The organism is Mycobacterium sp. NPDC003323 (assembly GCF_053589535.1).
Window position 1 is genome coordinate 122,383 of sequence record NZ_JBSFSB010000003.1, and the last position, 22,171, is coordinate 144,553.

A 22,171-nucleotide genomic window follows, 5' to 3' on the forward strand; every position below is an offset into this window, starting at 1 on the left:
GGTGGCCGGACCGACCGTAGCCGAGCTGCTCACACCGCTGGTCGACGTCGTCGATCGTGGTGTCCACGAGCAGGATTCGTTCACCTCGTGGCGCCAACACCTGGCCGACGGGGCGGCCCTGGCGGCCGCCCTGCAGGCCCGGCTGGACCCTTCACGACCACCGCACATCGGCGTGCTGCTCGGCAACACCACATTCTTCTCGACCGTGCTGGTGGCGGCCGGGCTGTCCGGGATCGTCCCGGTCGGACTGAACCCGACCCGGCGCGGGGCGGCGCTGGCGGCCGACGCGGTACGGGCCGACTGTCAGTTCGTCCTGGCCGACAGTGATGCCGCGGTCCCCGACGGTATCGAGACCATCGACGTCGAATCGGCTGCCTGGGCAACCGAACTCGCGGCGCAGCGCGATACGCCGGTCAACTTCGCCGACGTGTCCGGTGACGACCTGTTCATGCTGATCTTCACCTCCGGCACCAGCGGAGAACCCAAGGCGGTCCGGGTCACCCATGACAAGGTCGCCTTCCCCGGCCGGATGCTCGCCGAACGCTTCGGGCTCGGCCCCGCCGACACCTGCTACCTGTCCATGCCGCTGTTCCACTCCAACGCCATCATGGCCGGCTGGTCGGTGGCCACCGCAGCCGGCGCCTCGATCGCGTTGCGCCGCAAGTTCTCCGCGTCGCAGTTCATCCCCGACGTGCGGCGTTACGGCGCCACCTATGCCAACTATGTCGGCAAACCGCTGTCCTATGTCCTGGCCACCCCCGAGCAACCGGGTGACAGCGACAATCCGTTGAAGTTCCTGTACGGCAACGAGGGCGCGCCCCGGGACCTGCAGCGCTTCGCCGCGCGGTTCGATGTCCGGGTCGTCGACGGTTTCGGATCGACCGAGGGCGGCGTCGCGATCGCGCGGACGCCCGACACCCCCGACGGTTCGCTGGGACCGCTGACCGACGAGGTCGCGATCGTCGACGTGGAGACCGGCGATCCGTGCCCGCCCGGCGTCGTCGGCGAGATCGTGAACCCGACCGGCCCGGGGTGGTTCCGCGGTTACTACAACTGCCCTGAGGCCGAGAGCGAACGGATGGCCGGCGGCGTCTACCACTCGGGGGACCTCGCCTACCGGGACGAGGACGGCTACATCTACTTCGCCGGCCGTCTCGGCGACTGGATGCGCGTCGACGGCGAGAATCTCGGCACCGCACCCATCGAGCGAATCCTGCTGCGCCATGACGATATCGCCGAGGTGGCGGTCTATCCGATCCCCGATCCGGCGGTCGGCGACCGGGTGATGGCCGCGCTGGTGCTCGCACCGGGGAAGCAGTTCGACGCCGAGCGATTCCGCACCTTCCTGGCCGAGCAGCCCGATCTGGGAACCAAACAGTGGCCGTCGTTCGTCCGGATCGCGACGACACTGCCGCGTACCGAGACGTTCAAGGTGCTCAAACGCGAACTGTCCGCCCAAGCCCTGGATTGCTCTGACCCGGTGCACGAAATCCGGCGCTGAGCGGCGCAAGACCCCGATCCCATGTCTATGGACATGAGGGTGGGTTGGACGTAGCGTCGCGTGATGAAGCTGCTGTTCTGCCTGTTCGACGGTGGTGGCAACCTTCCCCCGCAACTGAAGGTGGCCCGGACGCTGCAGCGCCGCGGCGCCGTCGTGCACACCGGCGTGCGGGACAAGGCCGCACAGGCCGGCCTCACGTTCGAGCCCTTCGTCGGTGTCCCGCCGTTCTCCCCCGTCGACCAGCGTCCGCTGCCGGTGATGATGGTCGACTTCGCGAGGGTGGCCGGCGATCGCCGCATCGGAGCCTGCGCCCTCGACGCCGCGCGACACCACGGCGTCGACGCGGTGATCGTCGACATGGTGTTCGCGGCGGCCGTCGCCGAGGTGCTCGGATCCGAGTTCCCGACCGTCGTCTTCGTCCATTGTTTCTATCGCGCGGTACAGGACATGGCGGCCGGTCCGTTGGGATGGTCGCTGCGCGCCAGGGGGATCCGGCCGCTGGCGGCCGAGCACACCACCGCCCTGCAGGTCGTCAGCGCCCGCGCCGACCTCGATCCGGTCCGCGGGCAGCCACCGGTGCGCCACGTCGGCGTTGTCTGGCAGGGCACGCCACGTGCGGCATCGCCCCAACCCACGCCGCGCATCCTGATCAGCCTCAGCACCTGCGCGTTCGCCGGCCAGCGCCGGATGCTGCAGCACATCCTCGATGCCATCGCCACGATGACGGTCGAGGCCGTCGTCACGGTGGGACCCGCCGTCGATGACCGCGGCCTGCGGGTTCCCGCCAACGCGGCCATGCATGCCTGGTTGGACCACGACGAGGTGCTGGCCACGGCATCCCTGGTGATCGGCCACGGCGGGCACAGCACGACGATGCGCGCGCTGTCCTTCGGTGTGCCGGTGATTGTCATCCCGGCGAATCCGCTGATCGACCAGAAGGGCGTCGGGCAGGCCATCGCCCGGGCCGGTGCCGGCATCACGTTGCCCAAACATGCCGGTCCGCAACGCATCCGCCGAGCGGTCGAGACGGTGTTGCACACCGCCGGCTACCGCGGGGCCGCCGCCACCCTGGGTGAGCAGATCCGGCGGGCCGACGGCGCCGAGCTCGCCGCCGACGCCATCACCGAGTACGTCGGGACCGCAACGGTCACCCCCGAACGGCGATGAGGCGCGTTACAGTCTCGCCATGGCCATCGACCCGTCCGCGGCGTCACTGCACGGCAGGGTCGCCGTCGTCACCGGCGGCGGTGCGGGGATCGGCCGGGGGGTGGCCGCCGGGCTGGCCGCGTTCGGCGCGCGGGTCGCCATCTGGGAGCGTGACGAGCCGACCTGCGCCGCCGCGGCAGCCGAGATCGGTGCCCTGGGCCTGGTGACCGATGTCCGGGATGCCGCGGCCGTCGACGATGCGCTGGCCCGCACGGTGGACCGGTTCGGGTCGGTGCACATCCTGGTCAACAATGCCGGTGGCACCTTTGCCTCGCCCTTGCTGGACACCTCGGAGAACGCCTGGGATGCGTTGTACCGCGCCAATCTCCGGCACGTCCTGCTGTGCACGCAGCGGGTCGCCCGCACGATGGTCGCGGCGGGCCATCCCGGGAGCATCATCAACGTCACCTCGATCGAGGGAGTGCGCGCGGCACCCGGCTACGCCGCGTACGCCGCGGCCAAGGCCGGCGTCATCAACTACACCCGCACGGCCGCGCTCGAGCTCGCCGAACACGGTATTCGGGTGAACGCGGTGGCCCCGGACTTCACCCTGACCGAGGGCTTGGCGGCGATGGCAACACCGCAACGCCTGGAGAATTCGGCGCGGATGGTGCCGCTGGGCCGGGCCGGTCACGTCGACGAGGTGGCCGGCGCCGCGGTGTTCCTGGCCTCGGACCTGGCCGGCTACATCACCGGTCAGACCCTGCACGTCGACGGCGGCACCCACGCCGCCGCCGGCTGGTACCGACATCCGGATTCCGGCCGGTACGTCCTCGGCCCGACCGGGGCACCGTAGCGGTGATCGAGTAGTTCTACGCAGCGCCGGGCTGCGACGGGTGCATTACGCTCACGTTTCGAGACGGCAAGCGTTTGCCATGAGCACGGCCTTGAGACGGAGGGTTTTCGATGAGGACATCTGCGCTTGCCGGTGTCGCGGCGCTGGCCACGGCATTGGGATTGATCCTGTCCGGGTGTGGCGCGGACACCAGGACCACCGAGGGCACGCCGACGGCTTCGCCGGACATCTCGCGGGAGTCCTCGACTCGCGAATCGGAGCCCAGAACCCCAGAGTCCGAGGTGCCCCCGCGTGACGAGGACGCCCCCGGGCCCAACGATACGATCGCCAGCTACATCCAGGACAACGGCATCGAGGAGACACCGGTCAAACCAGGTGATCCCGGCTCCCCCGTCATCGAGCTGCCGTTCCCGGACGGCTGGGAGGATGCCGGCGCGGACACACCCGAATGGGCCTACAGCGCAATGGTCTACACCGGTCCGGAGGCCGCCGAGTACACCCCGAGCATCATGGCGCTGGTGTCCAAACTGACCGGCGACGTCGACCCGGACAAGATCATCGAGCTGGCGCCCGGCGAACTGGAGAACCTGCCGGGCTATGAAGGTTGGAACGAGGGCGACGAGAGCACGCTGAGCGGGTTCCCGGCCTTCCAGTTGGGCGGTACGTGGCAGCAGGATGGGCTGACCAAGATCGTCGCTCAGAAGACCGTGGTCATCGAGGCCGCCGACGGCCTCTACGTGCTGCAGCTCAACGCCGACGGTTTGGAAAACCAAGCCGATATCATCGGTGCGGCAACCGATGTCATCGACTCGGAGACCGTCGTCACGCCCTAGCGCGCATGCAGGAACGGTCCCATCCACTGCTGTGGACGATGCCGGCGCACCGCAGCTTCGATGCGGGCGCCGGCATCACCGTATGGGGACACGGTGTAGCGGAAACAGCCGTCGGAGAGCCCCGGCGTCGGCGCAGCGACGGCTTGCCAGTCGTTGCGCAGCCGGGGATGATCGGCGACCCGCGCCGAGTCCGCGAGGTAGATCTCCAGCCCCGCCATGGTTTTGGTCTGCATGCCGCGATAAGTGCCGGTGTAGGAACCGAATCCGACGGCGGCGATCTCATGCCAGCCGATGGTGTCGACGACGCCGCCGTCGAATGGGTGGATGCCTGCGGCATCAACGATCAACCCCATACCGCGCAGCGTCTTGGGGACCCGCCAGGCGACCCACCCGAACGGCACCGCCAAGACGGCGATCCCGAGGCACCGCAGCACCAGATCGGTACCCGTGTAAGAACCCGCCAGCAGATATCCCAGCGGTACCAGCCAGAGCGCGGCGGTCGCGACCAACGCGCCGACCGCCAGTCCCGGGCCCCACTTGACCAGGACTATCCGCTCTGCACTCACCCGGACATTATGGCCTGTCCGCGCAGTACGCACCGGGTACCGGTGTACACGGTGGGCATGCACTTCATGCAGTGCACGCACAACGCGACGCCACTCTGTCCGCGGCGAAAGCGGTTGACCAGATCGGGTTCGCGCAACAGCGCACGTGCCATCGCGACGAATTCGAAGCCATCGGCCAGCGCCGTCTCGACGGTGGCCAGTCGATTGATCCCACCGAGCATGATCAGCGGCATGGTGAGCACATCGCGGAACTGCCGCGCCGATGCGGCGAAATAGGCCTCCTCGAACGGATACTCCCGAAACAGCCTGCGCCCTATGATCCGCAGTCCCCAGCCAACCGGCACCGGCTGGGATTCGATGAACTCGGCCATCGGGACCGGCCCGCGGAAGTAGTACATCGGGTTGCTCAGCGAACTGCCGCCGGTGAGTTGCAGGGCGTCCAGATGTCCGTCGGATTGCAGCAGCGCGGCGGTGGGCAGACTGTCGGTCAACCAGAAGCCGCCGGGGACACCGTCGTCCATGTTGAACTTGGCGGTGACCGCCACGGACTCTCCGACCTCCCGGCGTACCCGCTCGGCTACCCGGCGTGCCAGCTCGGCACGCCGGGTGACATCACCGCCGAAGCCGTCGGTGCGTTTGTTGAGGTTCGGGCTGAAGAACGAGCTGAGCAGGTAGCCGTGGCCCATGTGGATCTCGACGGCATCGAAGCCCGCCTCGACGGCATGGCGCGCCGCGGCACCGAAATCGTCGATCACCGAGGCGATCTGGGCCTCGGTGGCACCCCTGACCCGGCCCATCGCCGGTGCACTGAACCGGGTGCTCGGCGCCAGCGAGGGGGCACGGTTGGAGATCGTGTTGGCGACCAGTCCGGCATGCCCGATCTGGGCGCCGACCAGAGCTCCCTCGGCGTGCACGGTGTCGGTCAGCCGGCGCAGGTCTCGTCCGCGAGCCCTGTCCAACACGATGGTGTCCCGGTGCACCCGTCCGCCCGGCGAGATGGCCAGGTAGGCAACCGTGGTCATGGCGGCGCCGCCGCGGGCGACCTCGGCATGGAAGTCGATCAGCTCATCGGTGACGTTGCCGCGGGCCATCACGCCCTCGAAGGTGGCCGCCTTGATGAACCTGTTCTTCAACGTCAGCGGGCCGAGCGGATGCGGCGTGAAAGATTTCGATACCATTGGCATCGAAACATACCAGGAGGTCCGCATGCGCATCGCCATCACCGGCGGCACCGGCTATCTCGGCGCACACATCACCCGCGCGCTGCTCGACGCCGGACACCGGGTGCGCCTACTGGTCGAGCCCGCGACGCACGGCGCAACGGTCATCGCGCACCTTCGACGCCACGGCGAAGTGGCGACCGTCGAGGGCGATGTTCGCGATAACGCGTGCCTCGACAACCTGATGACCGGCTGCGACGCGGTGGTCCACGCGGCCGGAGTCGTCGGCACCGACCGCAGGCGCGCCCAGCTCATGTGGGAGATCAACGCCTACGCCACCGAGTCGCTGTTGCTGCGAGCCACCGGGGCCGGTCTGGATCCCGTGGTCTGCGTGAGCAGTTACAGCGCCCTGTTCCCCGCGCCGGACGGCGTCATCACCGAGAACACTCCGCCGGCACCCGGGCGCAGCCCGTACGCGCAGACCAAAGCGTATGCCGACCGGGCCGCGCGCCGACTGCAGGATCTCGGCGCGCCGGTGGTGATCACCTATCCCTCCAGCGTGGTCGGACCGGCGCTCGCGACCGCGCCCGGGGTGACCGAACGGGGCTGGGCACCGATCCTCGAATACGGTCTGGCCCCGCGGATGTCCGGCGGTATGCAGATGATCGATGTCGCCGATGTGGCCGACGTGCACCAGCGGCTCATGTCACCGGGCCGCGGACCGCAGCGCTATGTGTGCGGCGGCCGACTCGTCGCGTTCGACGAGATGATCGACCTGCTGGAACACGGCCGCGGTCAGCACATCCGGCGGATACCGTTGGCTCCGAGCGTTTTTCGGGGCATCGGGCGGATGGCCGACCTGACCGCGCGGTTCCTGCCGCTGGGTGACGGCATCAGCCACGAGGCCGCGCTGCTGCTGACCTCCGCGACGCCGACCGATGATGCGCACACCCTGACCGACCTCGGCATCGGCGAATGGCGCTCACCCGGCGCCGCCATCCTGGCCTGCCTGCAGCGCTGAGGTCAGCAGGGACACCAGCCGATCCTGCAACTGCGCGGAGTCGTCCTCGACGGCCACCGTCGTAACGAACAGCGCGGCGCCGGCCGCCATCGCCAAGGCTGCCCGCGCATCGGCCTCCGAGCCGTAACCCTGGGCGGCGAACAGCTCGACCGCCGGCGTGCTGAACCCCGCCCACAGCGACCTGCGCATCTCGTCGTTCTCGCGCAGCGCCAGCAGCAGACCGGGCACGGCCTCCCTGACATCGGCGCGGCCGAACAACAGGCGACTGCCGCGCACCACCCAGTCGATCCACCCCGTCAGATCGGTGCCGGAGAACGGCGACATATCGGGCGTCTCGCCGAGGATGGCGTGCAGCACCAGTTCGGCCTTGGAGGACCACCGCCGGTTCAGACTCGAGCGTCCCACCCCGGCGCGGGCAGCCACCAACCGCACGCTCAACTCATCCCAGCCCACCTCGACCAGCAGTTCCCGCGTCACGGCGAGCACGCGGTCGTCGATCGAGGCATCCCTCGGTCGTCCGATCATGCCCAGATTCAACCCCATGCGCCTTGGCCGGACCGACGGTACCGGGTAGGTTGGGCCGATATCAGCACGTTACTCACCAGTAGGGAGAGTCGGCATGCCCGCTCCGTCCGCCGCCGCCGCTTTCGCCCGTCTGCGGGCTCTCTGCGCCATCGAGGACATCGATGCCCGCCAGTCCCGGGCGATCTACGAGGTGTTCACCGGCAAGGAACTCACCACCATTCCGGTCGGCACCGCCGAGGACGTCTCCGCCGCCTTCACCAAGGCCCGCGCGGCACAGGCCGCCTGGGCCGCGCGACCGGTCCACGAGCGCGCCGCCATCATGGAGCGGTTCCGCAGCCTGGTCATCGAACACCGCGATTTCCTGATGGACGTGGCGCAGGCCGAAACCGGCAAGGCTCGCGCCGCCGCCCAGGAGGAGATCCTGGACATGATGCTCAACGCGCGCTACTACGCGCGCGAGGCGAACAGGCTGTTGTCTCCCAAACGTGTCCAGGGTCTGCTGCCCGGCCTGGTCAAGACCGTGGTCAACCACTGGCCCAAGGGCGTCATCGGTGTCATCTCGCCGTGGAACTATCCGATGGCGCTGTCGATCTCGGATTCCATCCCGGCGCTGCTGGCCGGAAACGCGGTCGTCGTCAAGCCCGACAGTCAAACCCCGTACTGCACGCTGGCCAACGCCGAACTGCTCTATGCCGCAGGTGTTCCCCGCGATCTGTTCGCCGTGGTGCCCGGGCCGGGATCGGTGGTGGGCACCGCGATCGTCGAGCACTGCGACTATCTGATGTTCACCGGGTCCACGGCGACCGGGCGCACCCTGGCCGAACAATGCGGGCGCCGGCTCATCGGCTTCTCGGCCGAACTGGGCGGCAAGAACCCCATGATCGTCACCAAGGACGCGAACATCGACGTGGCCGCCAAGGCCGCCACCCGCGCCTGCTTCTCCAACGCCGGGCAACTGTGCATCTCCATCGAGCGGATCTACGTCGAGCGTGAGGTCGCCGACGAGTTCATCACCAAATTCGGCGATCGGGTGCGCGGCATGCGACTGTCCACGGCCTACGACTTCACCGCCGATATGGGCAGCCTGATGTCCGAGGACCAGGTCAAGACCATGATGCGGCATGTCGATGACGCAACGGCCAAGGGCGCCACGGTGATTGCCGGTGGCAGGGCACGCCCCGACCTCGGGCCGCTGTTCTATGAGCCGACGCTGCTGACCGATGTGACCGATGAGATGGAGTGTGGACGCAACGAGACCTTCGGTCCCCTGGTCTCGATCTATCCGGTGGCCGATATCGACGAGGCCATCGAGCGGGCCAACGACACCGAATACGGGCTGAACGCCAGTGTGTGGGCGGGCAGCAAGGCCGAGGGTGAGGCCATCGCGGCGCGTCTGCAGGCCGGCACCGTCAATGTGGACGAGGGCTACGCCCTGGCATTCGGTAGCACCGCCGCACCGATGGGTGGGATGAAGGCCTCCGGCGTGGGCCGCCGACACGGTGCGGACGGCATCCTGAAGTACACCGAATCACAAACGGTCTCCACCGCACGGGTCATCAACCTCGATGCCCCACTCGGGATTTCGCAGACGCTGTGGCAGAAGGCACTGACCCCGATGATCCAGTTGGTGCAGAAGCTGCCCGGACGCTAGCTGCCGGCGATCCCGTCCAGACGCTTGGTGGCCTCTTCGAAGCCGCTGACGAGTTCGGCGATGATCTCGGCCACCGGACGGATCTCGTTCATCCGACCGACGATCTGGCCCACCGGCATCGCGACGGCCGTCGGATCGCTGTTCTCGTTCATCCGCTGATGCGCCTCGCTGACGAGGATGTTCTGCAGCGGCATCGGCAGCGGATCCGGCGCGCCCTCGGCATCCCAGGCGTCGGTCCAGCGGCTCTTGAGCAGCCGGGCCGGCTTACCGGTGTAGATCTTGCGTCGCACGGTGTCGGCGGACGTGGCGTCCAGCATGGCCTGCTGGATGGTCGACACACCCGAGGACTGCCGCACTCCGAGGTCGTACTCGGCCGAGGTCAGGAACGCCGAGCCCATCCAGACGCCCTGGGCGCCCAGCGCGAGTGCGGCGGCGACCTGGCGGCCGGTGCCGATACCGCCGGCGGCCAGCACCGGGGCTTTGCCGTCGAGGGCGTCGACGATCTCGGGCCACAGCACCACCGAGCCGATCTCCCCGGTGTGCCCGCCGGCCTCATGGCCCTGCGCGACGACGATGTCGACTCCGTTCTCGGCATGGCGCAACGCGTGTTTGGCGCTGCCGGCCAGGGCCGCCACCGGAACCCCGGCGGCGTGCGCCTGGTCGATGACGTCCTTGGGCGGCGAGCCGAGCGCGTTGGCGATGAGCTTGATCGGATGCTTGAGCGCGACCTCGACGTGGCTGCGGGCCACCGAGTGCAGCCAGCCCAGCACGCCCTCGGATTTCGCCTCGTCCTCCGGCAGCGGCGGCACACCCAGATCGGCCAGCGTCTTGGCGACGAAATCGCGGTGATCCTGCGGGATCAGCTTGTCGATGTCGACGCTGGTGCCCTCGGTGGGTACCTTGGCCGGCATCACGATGTCGACGCCGTAGGGCTTACCGTCGGTGTTGGCGTCCATCCACTGCAGGACGTTCTCCAGGTCGTCGGCATCGTTGAACCGCACGCAGCCCAGTACGCCGAGACCACCGGCCTTGCTGACCGCGGCGGCCACCTTCTCCGACGGGGTGAACACGAAGATCGGGTATTCGATCCCGAACCGTTCGCAGAGTTCGGTTCTCACGATGCGGCTCCTGCGTGCTTGGCGTGCACATCATCGGCGGCACGCTCCTCGGTGGTGTCCTTGGCCCAGCGGTAATCCGGCTTGCCGGCGGGCGAGCGCTTCACCTCGTCGACCAGCCAGAGGCTGCGCGGCACCTTGTATCCGGCGATCTCGGTGCGCACATGGGCATCGAGTTCGGCCAATGTCGGACGGGTGCCCTCGCGGGGTTGCACCACGGCGGCGACGTGCTGACCGAAGCGCTCATCGGGCACGCCGACGACCAGGGCATCGAACACATCGGGGTGGCCCTTGAGGGCGGCCTCGACCTCTTCGGGGTAGATCTTCTCGCCACCGGAGTTGATGGACACCGAACCGCGGCCCAGCATGGTCACGCTGCCGTCGGCCTCGACCTCGGCGTAGTCACCCGGAATCGCATACCGCACACCGTTATAGGTGCGGAAGGTCTCGGCCGTCTTCTTCTCGTCCTTGAAGTAGCCGACCGGGATGTGCCCGCACTTGGCGATGATGCCGCGCACTCCCGACCCGGGCACGACCTCGTTGCCGTCCTCGTCGAGCACCTTGGTGTTCTTGTCGATGGTGACCCGTGGGCCGCCGGTGTGGCTCTGCCCCTTGGCCACGATGCTGGTGCCGCCGAAGCCGGTCTCCGAGGATCCGATCGAATCGGTGATGACCCGGTTGGGCAGCAATTCCAGGAACTTCTCCTTGAGGCTGGTGGAGAACAGCGCCGCGGTGCTGGCGAGCAGGAAGAGCGACGACAGGTCGTAGGTGTTCCCTTCGTCCTGGTGGGCCAGCAGTGCGTCGAGCAGCGGCCGGGCCATTGCGTCACCGGTGAAGAACAGCAGGTTGACCTTGTGGTCGTGGATCAGGCGCCACACCTGGTCGGCGTCGAATTCCGGTGTCAGCACCACGGTCTGGCCGGAGAACAGCGCCATCCACGTCGCCGACTGGGTGGCCCCGTGGATCATCGGCGGGATCGGCAGCCGCACCATCGGTGCGTTCTCCTTGGCCTGCTTGGACAGGTCGTACTCATCGGCGATCGGCTCGCCGGTGGCAAAGTCGGTGCCGCCGAACAGCACTCGGTAGATGTCCTCGTGACGCCACATCACACCCTTGGGGAAACCGGTGGTGCCGCCGGTGTAGAGCAGGTAGATGTCGTCCTCGCTGCGCGGGCCGAAGTCGCGCTCGGGTGAGCCGAGCGCCAGGGCATCCTCGAACGGCACCCCGCCGTATCTGAGGTAGTCGTCGGCTGGACCTTCTGTGCCGTCCTCCACGACGAGGACGGTCTTGACCGCCGGCGTCTCGGGCAGCACGTTGGCGACCCGGTCGGCGTAGCGGCGCTCGTGGATCAGCGCGACCATGTCGGAATTGTCGAACAGGTACTTCAGTTCGCCCTCGACATAGCGGAAGTTGACGTTGACCAGGATGGCGCCGGCCTTGACGATGCCCAGCATCCCGATCACGATCTCGATGCGGTTGCGGCAGTACAGCCCGACCTTGTCGTCCTTCTTGACGCCTTGGTCGGTGAGGTAATGGGCCAGTCGGTTGGCCTTCTCCTCGAGTTGGGCGTAGGTCAGCTGTTCGTCACCGCAGATGAGGGCGACGCGGTCCGGCACGGCGTCGATGGCATGCTCGGCGAGATCGGCGATGTTCAGGGCCATGGCACCTAAACTAGAACGTGTTACATTTCGAGACAAGTCCGGGTCACGAATGCAGAGAGGCCATACCCGATGAGTGAGACCACAAAGGGCCCCGACGCCCTTATCGAGCAGCGCGGACACACCCTCATCGTGACGCTCAACCGGCCCGAGGCGCGCAATGCGCTGTCCGGCGAGATGCTCTCGATAATGGTCGAGGCCTGGGACCATGTCGACAGCGATCCGGAGATCCGCAGCTGCATCCTCACCGGGGCCGGCGGCTACTTCTGCGCAGGCATGGACCTCAAGGGCGCCACCAAGAAGCCGCCGGGCGACTCGTTCAAGGACGGCAGCTACGACCCGTCACGCATCGACGGCCTGCTGAAGGGTCGTCGTCTCACCAAGCCGCTGATCGCCGCGGTCGAGGGCCCGGCCATCGCCGGCGGCACCGAGATCCTGCAGGGCACCGATATCCGCGTCGCGGGCGAGAGCGCGAAATTCGGCATCTCCGAGGCCAAGTGGAGCCTGTACCCGATGGGCGGTTCCGCGGTGCGACTGGTTCGCCAGATCCCCTACACCATCGCCTGCGACATGCTGCTGACCGGCCGCCACATCACCGCGGCCCAGGCGCTGGAGTACGGGTTGATCGGGCACGTCGTCCCCGACGGCACCGCGCTGGACAAGGCGCTGGAGATCGCCGAGATCATCAACAACAACGGGCCGCTGGCGGTACAGGCGATCCTGAAGACCATCCGGGATACCGAGGGCATGCACGAACTCGAGGCGTTCAAGCCCGATACCGCCAACGGCATCCCGGTGTTCCTGAGCCAGGACGCCAAGGAAGGACCGTTGGCCTTCAAGGAGAAGCGGGCACCGAACTTCCAGATGAAGTGAGCCTTGGGCGCTCGGTGCGCACGCCCCACGTGGCGACCGCGCCTGCCACCCGATCGACGTCCGAGTCGGTATCGACCCATGCGTAGTGCGACGAGAGTTCGGTCATCCCGTTGATCGCGCATTCGTAGTGCACCCGGCGAACGACGCCGCGCAACCATGCCTGCGCTGCCGACCGGCGGTTCGGCGCGAGCCCCCGCAGCCGACAGGCCACCACCAGCCGGCGCGCACCACCGCCCAGCACGGCATCGACGGCCGCATCCGACGTATCACGCGCACAGCGTCCCCGTCGGCGCCATGCGATGCAGCCGTTGCCATCCACCAATGACTTTGTCGCACAGCCGGGATCGATGACGACCACGACCGTGTGAACCGATCCCTCCGACAGGGCAGGCGGGTCGCTGCGCCCGTCATGCGCGGAATGCCCGACACAGGGCGACGGACCGGTCACGACAGTCCGGCCGGCCGCCGTGACACGCTCGGCCACCTTCGCCACGAGCACACATTCCGGCCCGAAGAGGGCCACCGCCCCCACTGAGCTGGACATGACATTCTCCTATCACACGCGCTCTGCCCGGGATTCGACGTCCGCCAACACGGTCTCGATCACCCTGTGCGCCTGCGCGATACCGGAGCGGTAACCGGGCCCGACGTCCCCCGCCCGGTTCATCGCGACCGACAGCCGGTCGAGGATCCGCGCGAGTGCCGAGCGGATCATCGCGTGTTCCCGCCGCGCCGCACCGACGCCGTGGAGGTGCAAGCCTGAGGCCGATCTCGCCATCTCGTCCAATGCACAGATCCGCGCGTACCTGGTGGCCGAGGCGTGGCCGCGTCGGTACCCCGGATCGTCGTGTTCGGGAACCGTCGCGGTGATCATCGCGATCACCGCCGGCAGTTCGGCACCCGTTTTTGCGCACCCTTCATCGAGAAGCATTTTCCTTCATGTTCTTTCCACGAAACGTTGATCACAAATCCGTACGCCACCGAATAGCGAATTCGTCGACCATTTCGTTGGCGGCGGATTTGGTAATTCGCCGCCATGTGATCGCGTCAGCATCTCATTCGAGAGGACGCGACTCGATCCGGCAAAGAGCCCAGTGAAAACTGGTCAGCGCGATGGCTTTTTGCGGCGAACCACCGTCTCGGCCGAAAGTTTTTCGCGCTTGGCCGCCCTTTTCGCCTTGAGCGTCAGGGCTGCTTTTCGGAGCTCTCGCCCCTGAGATTTACTAGCCATTTTTCCTCCTGTGCGCTAGCAATACCTTCGAGGCCCGACCATACCCGAGAAAAAAATAAAAGCCAGTTGCCGAAAATGGTGGTTGTATTCGTCAGCCGTGCCGACGCCGGTATTCCGCGATCGCGCCCGGGTGCAGCGCGACGCTGCCGGTCTGGATCAGCGATTGCGCATCGAGGAACTGGCTGCCGATCGCCTGGGCAGGCACCAGCGAGGACGGGTCGTCGAGCAGCAGATCCACCAGGGTGGCGACCATCGCGTCGGCCACATCGCTGCGCGCCAGCAGCAGATTCGCCACGCCGACGGTGGTGACCGCGTGATGGCGTCCGTACACATCGGCCGGTACTCCGACGGGCTCGTAGGTGGTGCCGTATCGGCTCCGCAACGCACCGACCACTGTCGTCAGGTCGAGCAGGCGGATGTCGACGGGGGCATCGGCAAACGCGGGGGTGGGCAGACCGCCCGCCCACATGACGGCGTCCACCGTGCCCTCGGCCAGCGCGGCCGCCGCACCGTGCATCGGCTGCATCATCCGGCGCACGGCATCCGGGGCGGACAGCCCGGCGGCGGTGAGCACCCGCTCCGACAGTGTGGTCGCCCCGGACCCCGCGGCCCCGACACTGACCGTGCGACCCGCCAGGTCCGACGGCGCCATGATGGTGGAATCGTTGCGCACAGCCACCTGGAAGTAGTTCTCGTATACCCGGCCGACGGCGGCCAGGCGCCGGGCGTCCGCGCTGTCCTGGGCGGTGTCGCTGAGGCTCATTGCCAGCTCGGCGCGTCCTGTCCGCAGCATGTCCAGGTTCTGGGCCGAGCCGCCGCTGCGCAGCGGTTGCAGCCGCGCGGTGCCCGACCGGTGCGCCGCGGCGGCCAACAGTCCCGAGAACTCCCAGAAGAAGCCCCCGGGTTCACCGGCCGCCAGTCGTAGCGGGGAGCGGTCATCGTCGCCGCACGAGGCGACCGTCAGCGCGGCCGACAACGCCGCGAGGCCCCGCAGCGCGGACCTACGGTCCAGCACCGGGGGCGCGTGCGACGCAGACGACACAAGCGATCAGCGTAGGACGTCAGACGAACGCGCGACCCTGTTCCCGGTCCAGCGGCGTCTCGGACTTGTTCTTCAGCATGAACACGTAGACGGTGAGCGATACCGCGACCACCACCGTGACGTAGCCGATGAACCACGGGACATGGCCGCCGTCCTTGGCCGCCTGGTAGACCAGCGGGGCGGTGCCACCGAACGCCGAGTTGGCCAGGGCGTAACCCAGACCCACGCCCAGCGCGCGGATGTGCGACGGAAACAGCTCGGCCTTCACGATGGCGTTGATCGAGGTGTACCCCGTCAGGATGACGTAGCCGACGCACACGAGCGTCAGAGACGCTGCCACCGAGGTGGTTTGGGGCAGGAAGGTGATCAGCACGTAGGTGTAGAACAGCGCACCGACACCGAAGAACACCAGCACCGGTTTGCGGCCCACCTTGTCGCTGATCAGGCCGCCGATCGGTTGGATCGCCATCAGGAAGGTCAGACCGATCAGGTTGATCCACGTCGCTGTCATGCCGTGGTCCTCGTAGGTCGACTTGACGATCGCCGGGGCGTTGACGCTGTAGGTGTAGAACGCGATGGTGCCGCCGATGGTGACCAGAAAGCAGGTCAGCAGCGCCCGCCAGTGCCCGGTGACCAGCTCGCGGATGGATCCCGAGCCGTGGTCCTCGCCGCGGCGCACCGCGTCCAGCTGCTCTGCGGTCAGCGATTCGTCCATGCTGCGGCGCAGCCAGAACACCACCACCGCGGCCACACCGCCGATGAGAAAGGCGATCCGCCAACCGAATTCCTGGATCTGCTCGCGGTCGAGGAACACCTGCATGACCAAGAGCGTCAGCTGCGCGAGCACGTGCCCGCCGACCAGCGTGACGTATTGGAATGACGAGAAGAACCCGCGGCGCTCGCGGGTGGCGGCCTCGGACATGTAGGTGGCCGAGGTCCCGTACTCACCGCCGGTGGCGAAGCCCTGCACCAGACGGCACAGCACCAGGATCACCGCGGCCCACACCCCGATGCTCTCGCGGCCCGGAGTCAGCGCGATCACCAGTGAGCAGGCCGCCATCAGCGAGACGCTGAACGTGAGGGCCGCGCGCCGGCCCCGCCGGTCGGCGAACCGGCCGAAGAACCAGGAGCCCACCGGACGCATCAGGAAGGTGACCGCGAAGATCGCGTAGACGTAGAGGGTCGAGTTCTTGTCCGCCGAGTCGAAGAACTGGTTCTCGAAGTACGAGGCGAACACGGTGTAGACGTAGACGTCGTACCACTCGACGAGGTTGCCCGACGAGCCTCGCAGGGTGTTGAAGACGGCGCGCCGCGTGGCGGCCCGTGACGACACCGGTGCCGGCGCGCCGGGACCGTCCCCGAGAGGCTCCCGGGTGGCCGAACTGGTCATGTCTGTTCCTCCTTGTCCGCGACCCGCCGGACGGATACCGCCGTCATCGACGCCGTTGTCGCCTCCCCACTGTGAAGGCTGTCACAACCGTTTCGGAAGCCGCGACCGGAAGTCCTAACACTCCCTTAGGACGAAAGCGGCCCGTTGCCCGCGTCGGGGAGGCGGACCTGCACGCGGAGGCCTCCGGACGCAGCGGCGCCGATATCCACGGCTCCGCCGGCCCGTTCGGCCAGGGCGCGAGCGATGGCCAGGCCCAGACCCGATCCCTGCCCGACGGTGTTGGCGGCCCGGAAGAACCGGGTCGCGATGCGCGGCAGGTCTTGTGCGGGCACGCCGCGCCCGTCGTCCTGCACCAGGACCAGCACGTCGTCACCGCCCCGGCGAACGGCGATCTCGGCGTGCGCGCCGGCGCCGGCGTACTTGGCGGTGTTGCTCAGCACGATGTCCAGGATCTGGGTGAGATCGCGTCCGGACAGGGCGGCGCGGATGCCGCCCGGAGCGTCCGCGGTGACGGTGATGCCGGCGTCGGCGCATGCGGCGGCCCAGAACTCGACCCGCTCGGCGACCACGGCACCCACGTCGGATGTTTCCCGGGCGGCGTCGCGCTGCGACCGGCTCTCCGCGCTCGCCAGTGCCAGCAGGTCGTTGACGATGCCGGTCAGCCGGTCTACCTCCACGGTCGCCTTCTGGTGGGCGGCCGACGACGTCTCGGGCAGCACCATGCCCAACGTGTCCAGTCGCATGCGCAACGCGGCGAGCGGATTGCGCAGGGCGTGGGCCGAGTCGGCGACCAGCCGGCGCTGCGCATCGGATGCCGCGTCGACATCGCGGGCCATCGCGTCGAAGGCGGCGGAGAGCCGGCGCACCTCGTGCGGGCCGGCGTAGCGACCGGGTGCCGGTTCGTCGCGATCGTCGTCCGGTGGCGCAGGCACCCGGTCCCGGACGCGGCGCCGCAGTGATCCCGCCCGGTCGGCCAGCTCGGTCAGCGGACGCACCGTCCAGCGCGACAGCGCGACGGCGATGGCCGACGCGACGGCCAGCAATGCGAGCGCACCTGCGGCGATCAGCACCCAGGCGCGGGTGATCTCGCCGCGGGCGGCGTCGGTGGTGGCGGCCAGCACCACCGCGCCGTCGACCTGGGTGCCGGTGCCGACGGGTACGGCGATGAGAACCCGTCGCGGCGACCACGGCGTGACGGTGTCCGGGACGCGGCTGCGCTGGTTGCGCAACGCCTCGGAGACGGCCTCGGCGACCTCACCGGAGACGGCGTCCACCCCGGCCGCGGCGCGCGGCGCGCCGTCGCGGCCGACGACGACCACCGGCTCGCCGTAGAGGTCGTGGTAACGATCGAGCGCCCGCTGCAGTTCGGGATCGGGCGAATCATCGTCGCGGGCAGCCAGATCGGCGAAAAACGATGCCGCGGCGAAGCGATTCTCGCTGAACCGTTGCATCCGCTCGCGCCCCAGCGTCACCGCCAACGGCACCGCCAACCCGACGACCACGATGGTCGAGTAGGCGACGAGGACCAGCAGAACGCGCCGCCACATGTCAGCAACCCCAGCGGTAGCCGTACCCGCGGATGGTCGCGATGGCATCGGGCCTGCCGAGCTTGGCGCGCAACGAGGTCATGTGGACGTCGAGGCTCCGCGAGATCGCGACGTAGGCGTCACCCCATATCGCGTCCATCAACTCCTGGCGGCTGACGGCCTCGCCGCGGCGGGCCACGAGGTGGGCCAGTACCTCGAATTCCTTGGGGGCCAGCGCGATTTCGGCGCCGGCAACCTCGACGCGGCGGGCCCCGAGGTCGACGACGATATCGCCGGACTCGACCACGTCCTCATCGGATGTGGCGGCGGGGTCGACCCTCCGGCGGGCGGCGACCTCGATGCGGGCCCGCAGTTCGCCGAGCCGCGCCGGTTTGACCACATAGTCGTCGGCGCCCGCACGCAACGCGCGCACCACGGACCGTTCATCGTCACGCGCGGTCAATACGACCACCGGGATCTGGCTGACGCCGCGTAACCGGCGCAGGATGGTCATCCCGTCGTCGTCGGGTAGCCCGAGGTCCAGCAGCACCAGGTCGACGTCGCGGTGGCCGAGCAGCAGGTCGGCACCGCGGCGCATCCGCACCGGCGCGTGGCCCACTTCGGCCAAGGCGTCGACCAGTGCCTCGCCGACACCGTCGTCGTCCTCCACCACTGCGATGCGCATCGGGTCAAAGGTACGACAGTCACGCAAGGCGTCGCCGCCGGAGCGATCGGCTGCGTCAGTTCAGTCCCATCGCCGGACCCCCGCCGCTGCTGAAAACAGGTAGCTCCCGCGGGCGTTCTGTCTACGTGTCGTCAGCCGGCACGCCGACATGGCCTGCGCGGCTGAATCCATGTAGTGACGGCTTTGGAGGACCTCGGTCGGCCCCTGTCCATTTCCGCCGAGGAGACCGTCAGGCCAGAACCCGCTTCGTCGGACTGAACACCACCGGCATCGATTCCAGTCCGCTGACGAAGTTCGCCGGCCGCAGCGGCAGCATGTTCTCGTCGGCCAGCCGCAGATCCGGAAGTCGCTGCAATACCTTGGACAGCATGATCTTCAGCTCCAGGCGGGCCAGCTGATTACCCATGCAGAAGTGGGTCCCGAAGCCGAAGGCGACGTGGTTGTTCGGGCTGCGGTCGATCCGGAAGTTCTCCGGATCGCCGAAGACCTCCTCGTCGAAGTTCGCGGCTTCGAACATCAGCATGATCTTCTCGTCCTTGCGCAACTGCGTGCCGTGGAACTCGGTGTCCGCGGTCAGCGTGCGGCACATGTTCTTCACCGGTGAGGTCCAGCGCAACATCTCCTCGATGGCACCGGGCAACGTGTTGTCGGGATCGGCGACCGTCCGATCCCACTGATCACGGTGGCGCAGCAGCTGTTCGGTGCCACCGGAAAGGGTGTGCCGGGTCGTCTCATCACCGCCGATCAGGATCAGCAGTGTCTCCATGACGATCTCTGCGTCCTCCATGCGCGAGCCCTCGACCTCGGAGTTGACCAGGATGGAGAACAGGTCGTCGGTGGGTTCGGCACGACGCTTGGCGATCACGTCCATGGTGAACGCCGTGTACGCGGCAAAGGTGTCCATCAGCAGTTTGATGGTGTCCTCGTCGACATGTGAGCTCAGCCCGCACACCAGATCGTCGGACCACTTCAGCAGCAGTTCGCGTTCCTGTGGCAACACCCCGAGCATGTCGCCGATCACCGCCATCGGCAGCGGGGCGGCGATATCGCGGACGAAATCGCATTCGCCCTTCTCGCACACGGCGTCGACCAGGGTGTCGCACAGGTCGGCGATGGATCCCAGCTTGTCCATCACCCGCTTGCGGGTGAATCCGGCGTTGACGAGCTTGCGCCGCAACAGATGTGCCGGATCGTCCATGTCGATCATGTACGGCATGCCCGGCTGGTCGGGACGGATGCCCCCGGCGCTGGAGAACAACTCCGGGTTGCGCTCGGCGTCGAGCACCGCGGCGTGACTGGCGGCGGCGGCCTGCCCATTGCGATCCCGGAACACCGGTTCGTGCGCGCGCATCCAGCGGTAGGCATCGCGGGCGTTGCGGTCGGCGTAGAACCGGCCGTCGGCCAGGTCCACATCGGGCCTGGTATCGGACGTCGGCTGAGCAAGAACCTCGGTCATGCGATCTCCTCGGCGTCGGCGAAGGTCATTTCCACGTTGCGGGCGGAGCCGGAGAACATGGCGCGCTTGGGAAAGCCCAGCGCCGCGAGTTCCCGGCCGTATGGGTGCTCGCCCAGGCGCACCGTGACACCGCCGGGTCGGTAGCGCACACCCGTCATCGTCATCTGCCCCGACGTCAGCCGGGTGACACCGTCCAGGTGTGAATAGGTCGGGTGCACCTGTGGTGTGCCCGTGAAACGTGCCTGCACCGGCAGGCCCGGCTTGAAATCCATCCCGACCGCGAACTGTCCATCGATCGAGGTGTCGAAGGAGTAGCTGTGGCCGTCGCGAACGGTGAAGTCCGCCAGTACTTTCGGATATCCCCAGATCTGTCGGCCGGCCGCCAGGGTGAATTCACCGTCCACCGGCAGGTGATGGATGAAGGCGCCGGCCGCGCCGAGGGCCTTGAATCCGGTGGCGTTCGAACCGGGCGGATTGACCATGACGTTGGTGCCGTATTCCAGGTATGGGCCGAGATCGCCGTCGACATAGCGCATCAACATCAGCACCACGACAGCGCGGCGCGGCCGGTACCGGCAGACGGTCAGTCCGCTGTAGTCGATCATGCGTTGGGCGGCGTCGGCGTCCACCGAGAACATGGCCATGTGTTGCTCGGCGGTGCGGATGCGCACCGGCATGGTCACCGTCTCGCCGGCGATCGTGTACTGGGATGTGGCGTGGGTCACCCGCCCAATTTAGGACGCGGAGTAGACACCTGGCAAGGAAGTGTCTACTCGTGGGTCGCCTTCTTCCGGCGAGCTGGGGGCACCTCCCGCTTGCGGGGGAACGCAAAACTGCCGATTCCGGTGCCGAAAACCGCAACTTTGCGTCTGCTCGGCGATCACACGAGAGCGGCCAGGTCCTTGATCTGCTGCACAGACCGCGCGCCGACGACCATCATCGTCACACCCGAAGCCTCCCAGGCCTTGATCTGCTCCTTGACGTAATCCAGGTTGCCCACGATCGCCGAGTCGTCCACCAGCTCATCCGGGATGATCTTGGCCGCTTCATCTTTGCGATCGGAGCGGAACAGTTTGGTGACGTCGTCGACCACCTCGGCGTAACCCATCCGGCGGTAGACGTCGGCGTGGAAGTTGGTGTCCTCGGCGCCCATGCCGCCCATGTAGAGCGCCAGGTGCGGCTTCATCAGCTCCATGATCGCCGGACGATCATCGGTCACCACGACCTGGGCGGTCGCGCAGATCTCGAAGGTCTCCCGGGTGCGCCGGGCACCGGGACGGGCGAAGCCCTCGTCGAGCCACTCGTTGTACATGCCGGCGATGCGCGGCGAGTAGAAGATGGGCAGCCAGCCGTCGGCGATCTCGGCGGCCAGTGCCACGTTCTTGGGCCCCTCGGCGCCGAGCATCACCGGGATATCGGCACGCAAGGGATGGGTGATCGGCTTGAGCGGCTTGCCCAGACCGGTGGTGCCCTCCCCTGCCAGCGGCAGCGGATAGTGCGGGCCGTCGCTGCGCACCGGGGCCTCACGGGCCCACACCTGGCGCAGGATGTCGATGTACTCGCGGGTGCGGGCCAGCGGCTTGGGGAACTTCGCGCCGTACCAGCCCTCGACGACCTGCGGACCCGACACGCCCAGGCCGACGACGTGCCTGCCGCCGGAGAGGTGGTCCAGGGTCAGCGCGGCCATCGCCAGTGCAGTGGGCGTGCGGGCGGACAGCTGCAGCACCGAGGTGCCCAGCCGCATCCGCGTGGTCTCCCGACCCCACCAGGCCAGCGGGGTGTAGGCATCCGAACCCCAGGCCTCCGCGGTGAAGACGGTGTCGAAGTTCGCCTCCTCGGCGGCGGCGACGAGTTCCGCATGATTTTCCGGCGGCTGCGCGCCCCAGTAACCCAACTGCAGACCCAACTTCATAGCTTCTCCAGACCTGTCCTTGAA

21 protein-coding genes are annotated in these 22,171 nt (G+C 67.8%); 7 read left to right on the forward strand and 14 right to left on the reverse strand.

The annotated features are described in order from the left end of the window. Position 1 precedes the first annotated feature (1 nt). The 4 genes from fadD17 to ACWDUN_RS10195 all read left to right on the forward strand — a co-directional run bounded on the left by fadD17 (position 2) and on the right by ACWDUN_RS10195 (position 4,336). Positions 2-1,501: a long-chain-fatty-acid--CoA ligase FadD17 gene (gene fadD17, locus ACWDUN_RS10180; RefSeq protein WP_449928058.1), complete on the forward strand. Its 1,500-nt coding sequence runs from the start codon at positions 2-4 to the stop codon at positions 1,499-1,501. Between the two features lie 63 nt (positions 1,502-1,564). Continuing rightward, positions 1,565-2,668, forward strand: a complete 1,104-nt coding sequence (locus tag ACWDUN_RS10185) for a glycosyltransferase (protein WP_449928060.1) — start codon at positions 1,565-1,567, stop codon at positions 2,666-2,668. Positions 2,669-2,687: 19 nt separating this feature from the next. Beyond that, positions 2,688-3,503, forward strand: a complete 816-nt coding sequence (locus ACWDUN_RS10190) for an SDR family NAD(P)-dependent oxidoreductase (protein WP_449928062.1) — start codon at positions 2,688-2,690, stop codon at positions 3,501-3,503. A 110-nt stretch (positions 3,504-3,613) separates the two neighbouring features. After that, positions 3,614-4,336, forward strand: coding sequence for an LpqN/LpqT family lipoprotein (locus tag ACWDUN_RS10195; protein ID WP_449928064.1), 723 nt, complete (start codon positions 3,614-3,616; stop codon positions 4,334-4,336). On the opposite strand, the gene ACWDUN_RS10200 is transcribed toward ACWDUN_RS10195, so the two are convergent. Together ACWDUN_RS10200 and ACWDUN_RS10205 are read right to left on the reverse strand one after the other, a co-directional pair. Then, positions 4,333-4,902: a hypothetical protein gene (locus ACWDUN_RS10200; RefSeq protein WP_449928066.1), complete on the reverse strand. Its 570-nt coding sequence runs from the start codon at positions 4,900-4,902 to the stop codon at positions 4,333-4,335. The genes ACWDUN_RS10195 and ACWDUN_RS10200 overlap by 4 nt on opposite strands. Continuing rightward, on the reverse strand, positions 4,899-6,080 hold the full coding sequence (locus ACWDUN_RS10205; RefSeq protein WP_449928068.1) for an NADH:flavin oxidoreductase: 1,182 nt from the start codon (positions 6,078-6,080) through the stop codon (positions 4,899-4,901). Before ACWDUN_RS10205 ends, ACWDUN_RS10200 begins: the two co-directional genes overlap by 4 nt. Before the next feature lie 28 nt (positions 6,081-6,108). Here ACWDUN_RS10205 and ACWDUN_RS10210 point away from each other — a divergent pair, with 28 nt between their 5' ends. After that, complete coding sequence (locus ACWDUN_RS10210) at positions 6,109-7,083, forward strand: NAD-dependent epimerase/dehydratase family protein (RefSeq protein ID WP_449928070.1); 975 nt, start codon at positions 6,109-6,111, stop codon at positions 7,081-7,083. On the opposite strand, the gene ACWDUN_RS10215 is transcribed toward ACWDUN_RS10210, so the two are convergent. Further along, positions 7,045-7,608: a helix-turn-helix domain-containing protein gene (locus tag ACWDUN_RS10215; RefSeq protein WP_449928072.1), complete on the reverse strand. Its 564-nt coding sequence runs from the start codon at positions 7,606-7,608 to the stop codon at positions 7,045-7,047. The genes ACWDUN_RS10210 and ACWDUN_RS10215 overlap by 39 nt on opposite strands. Positions 7,609-7,702: 94 nt before the next feature. Here ACWDUN_RS10215 and ACWDUN_RS10220 point away from each other — a divergent pair, with 94 nt between their 5' ends. Next, positions 7,703-9,259, forward strand: coding sequence for a succinic semialdehyde dehydrogenase (locus ACWDUN_RS10220; protein ID WP_449928074.1), 1,557 nt, complete (start codon positions 7,703-7,705; stop codon positions 9,257-9,259). On the opposite strand, the gene ACWDUN_RS10225 is transcribed toward ACWDUN_RS10220, so the two are convergent. Together ACWDUN_RS10225 and ACWDUN_RS10230 are read right to left on the reverse strand one after the other, a co-directional pair. Beyond that, the gene (locus ACWDUN_RS10225; RefSeq protein WP_449928076.1) at positions 9,256-10,377 is read right to left on the reverse strand and encodes an NAD(P)H-dependent flavin oxidoreductase; all 1,122 of its coding nucleotides are present in this window, start codon (positions 10,375-10,377) and stop codon (positions 9,256-9,258) included. The two genes, ACWDUN_RS10220 and ACWDUN_RS10225, sit on opposite strands and share 4 nt — an antisense overlap. After that, the gene (locus tag ACWDUN_RS10230; RefSeq protein ID WP_449928078.1) at positions 10,374-12,035 is read right to left on the reverse strand and encodes an acyl-CoA synthetase; all 1,662 of its coding nucleotides are present in this window, start codon (positions 12,033-12,035) and stop codon (positions 10,374-10,376) included. The genes ACWDUN_RS10225 and ACWDUN_RS10230 overlap by 4 nt, the downstream gene beginning before the upstream one ends. 69 nt (positions 12,036-12,104) lie before the next feature. Between ACWDUN_RS10230 and ACWDUN_RS10235 the strand changes: the two genes are divergently transcribed. Then, positions 12,105-12,905 (forward strand): crotonase/enoyl-CoA hydratase family protein, encoded by an 801-nt coding sequence (locus ACWDUN_RS10235; RefSeq protein WP_449928080.1) that lies wholly within the window; start codon positions 12,105-12,107, stop codon positions 12,903-12,905. Here ACWDUN_RS10235 and ACWDUN_RS10240 read toward each other — a convergent pair. The 9 genes from ACWDUN_RS10240 to ACWDUN_RS10280 all read right to left on the reverse strand — a co-directional run bounded on the left by ACWDUN_RS10240 (position 12,868) and on the right by ACWDUN_RS10280 (position 22,147). Further along, a complete protein-coding gene (locus tag ACWDUN_RS10240; RefSeq protein ID WP_449928082.1) occupies positions 12,868-13,449 on the reverse strand; it encodes a hypothetical protein in 582 nt (193 codons plus the stop codon). The genes ACWDUN_RS10235 and ACWDUN_RS10240 overlap by 38 nt on opposite strands. A gap of 12 nt (positions 13,450-13,461) precedes the next feature. After that, on the reverse strand, positions 13,462-13,836 hold the full coding sequence (locus ACWDUN_RS10245) for a hypothetical protein (RefSeq protein WP_449928084.1): 375 nt from the start codon (positions 13,834-13,836) through the stop codon (positions 13,462-13,464). Between the two features lie 391 nt (positions 13,837-14,227). Beyond that, the gene (locus ACWDUN_RS10250; protein WP_449928799.1) at positions 14,228-15,151 is read right to left on the reverse strand and encodes a TAXI family TRAP transporter solute-binding subunit; all 924 of its coding nucleotides are present in this window, start codon (positions 15,149-15,151) and stop codon (positions 14,228-14,230) included. Positions 15,152-15,197: 46 nt separating this feature from the next. Further along, positions 15,198-16,568 carry an MFS transporter gene (locus tag ACWDUN_RS10255; protein WP_449928086.1) on the reverse strand — a complete coding sequence of 457 codons (1,371 nt, stop codon included), beginning with the start codon at positions 16,566-16,568 and terminating at the stop codon, positions 15,198-15,200. A 125-nt stretch (positions 16,569-16,693) separates the two neighbouring features. Beyond that, positions 16,694-18,115, reverse strand: coding sequence for a sensor histidine kinase (locus tag ACWDUN_RS10260; RefSeq protein ID WP_449928088.1), 1,422 nt, complete (start codon positions 18,113-18,115; stop codon positions 16,694-16,696). 1 nt (position 18,116) lies between these two features. Then, the gene (locus tag ACWDUN_RS10265; protein WP_449928090.1) at positions 18,117-18,779 is read right to left on the reverse strand and encodes a response regulator transcription factor; all 663 of its coding nucleotides are present in this window, start codon (positions 18,777-18,779) and stop codon (positions 18,117-18,119) included. 229 nt (positions 18,780-19,008) lie between these two features. Then, entirely contained in the window at positions 19,009-20,235 is a 1,227-nt protein-coding gene (locus tag ACWDUN_RS10270; RefSeq protein WP_449928092.1) for a cytochrome P450, read from the reverse strand. Next, complete coding sequence (locus tag ACWDUN_RS10275; RefSeq protein WP_449928801.1) at positions 20,232-20,912, reverse strand: acetoacetate decarboxylase family protein; 681 nt, start codon at positions 20,910-20,912, stop codon at positions 20,232-20,234. Before ACWDUN_RS10275 ends, ACWDUN_RS10270 begins: the two co-directional genes overlap by 4 nt. 203 nt (positions 20,913-21,115) lie before the next feature. Continuing rightward, positions 21,116-22,147 carry an LLM class F420-dependent oxidoreductase gene (locus ACWDUN_RS10280; RefSeq protein WP_449928094.1) on the reverse strand — a complete coding sequence of 344 codons (1,032 nt, stop codon included), beginning with the start codon at positions 22,145-22,147 and terminating at the stop codon, positions 21,116-21,118. Positions 22,148-22,171: the final 24 nt, after the last annotated feature.